Here is a 1,498-nt window from a genome sequence, read left to right on the forward strand (position 1 = left end):
GCGCTGTCGATGGCGTAGAACGCGGTGCGTCAGCCGATCTGGCGCATCAAGGCTTGCGCCTCGGCGTGGAACGACGGATCGCCCAGGTCCAGCACTTCCTGCAGCAGTTCGCGAGCGCCTTCCTTGTCGCCAATCTCGATGTAGGCCTTGGCCAGATCGAACTTGATCTGCAGATCGCGCACCCCGTCGGCACCATGCTCGCCGGACAGCGTGTGCGGGAGGTTGGTGTCCAGACGGATGGCCGATTGCGGCTCGTCGTTGGCAAGCTCTGCATGCTCTGCGTGATGCGGCTCGGATTCGAAGTGCATCGGGGCCTGCGACAGATCGGTCGGCTGCGCCCAACTCGGCAGGCCTTCCTCTGCAGCGGCCGATGCTGCAGGCGCCGCCGTTTCCGCCGCGGGCGGCGTCGGATTTAAGTCGAGCGACAGGTCCGACAGATCCATATGCAGCGGCGGCGCGGCAACAGGCTGATAAGCCTCGCCAGCGTGCGCATTGAACTGCGGCAGATCGGCTTCAGGTTCGGCATGCACCTTGAAGATATCCGAGGCCTCTTCCGGCGCGGTGATCGGCTCGCCCGCTGCGGGTGCCGGGAACGACTCCAGCGGCAGATCGAAATCGGCCAGTTGCGGTGCCTTGGTCGACGGCGCGGACGGATCCAGATCCGGAGACAGTGTCGTCCAGTCATCACCGCGACGGGTGGTCTGCCCCGTCACCGTCGGGCTGAAGGCTTCGGCGGCCACCGCGGCGCCCACACCCGCCAGCGCAGCGGCGCCTGCAACCGCGGCACCTGCATGGCTGGGCTCTGCGTGCGCTTCGGCACCCGGATGGCTTCCGTCGCCCTGCACCGTCAGATACAGCGGGTTGGCCGGATCGAACTTGCGGCCCATTGCGGCAGCCTCCGCCCATTCCGGCGAGGACGCGCCAACTTGCGCCAGCATCTCTTCAGCAATGGTCTGGAAGCCATGGGCATCCTGACGATTGGCGTAAATTTCCATCAACTTCAGGCGAATGGCTTGGCGCTCCGGATGCTGCTCCAGTGCCTCGCGCAGGATTTCTTCGGCTTGCACGTCGCGACCGTAGGCGATGTAGACATCGGCTTCGGCGATGGGGTCGACCTCGTTGCTCTCGTTGCCGCCGCCAATGCGGAAATCCGCACCGAACACGCTGTGCTGCGAGGTGTCGACGCTTTGACCGCCGGCGGCGCCGAACAGCGAGTTGGCACCCGCCATCACGGTGCTTTCCTGTGACAGCAAGCTGTCCTGGAAGCCATGTGCCTGCTCAGGCTTCTGCTGGCGACGGCGATACACCACCAGACCGCCCAGCAGCGCGACGACCAAGCCACCCAGGCCCAGGGCCATCGGGTTGCCCAGCAACGACGAGAGGAACGATTCTTCTTGAATCGGGGGCGGCGGGGCCACAACCACCGGTGCCTTCTTCGGCGCGGCGGCGGGCGCGGAAGCAGCTGCCACCGGGGCGCTGGCCGCCTGCGGTGCCGACG

General features: G+C 66.4%; 1 protein-coding gene. It reads right to left on the reverse strand.

All coding sequences use genetic code 11. The features are described 5' to 3' along the window. Positions 1-29 precede the first annotated feature (29 nt). Positions 30-1,498, reverse strand: a 1,469-nt coding sequence (locus tag FUT88_RS25560) for a FimV/HubP family polar landmark protein (RefSeq protein WP_147219343.1), incomplete at its 5' end; no start/stop codon positions are given.

The sequence above is a fragment of the Ralstonia sp. TCR112 genome, from assembly GCF_007997035.1.
GTDB classification, from domain to species: domain Bacteria; phylum Pseudomonadota; class Gammaproteobacteria; order Burkholderiales; family Burkholderiaceae; genus Ralstonia; species Ralstonia edaphi.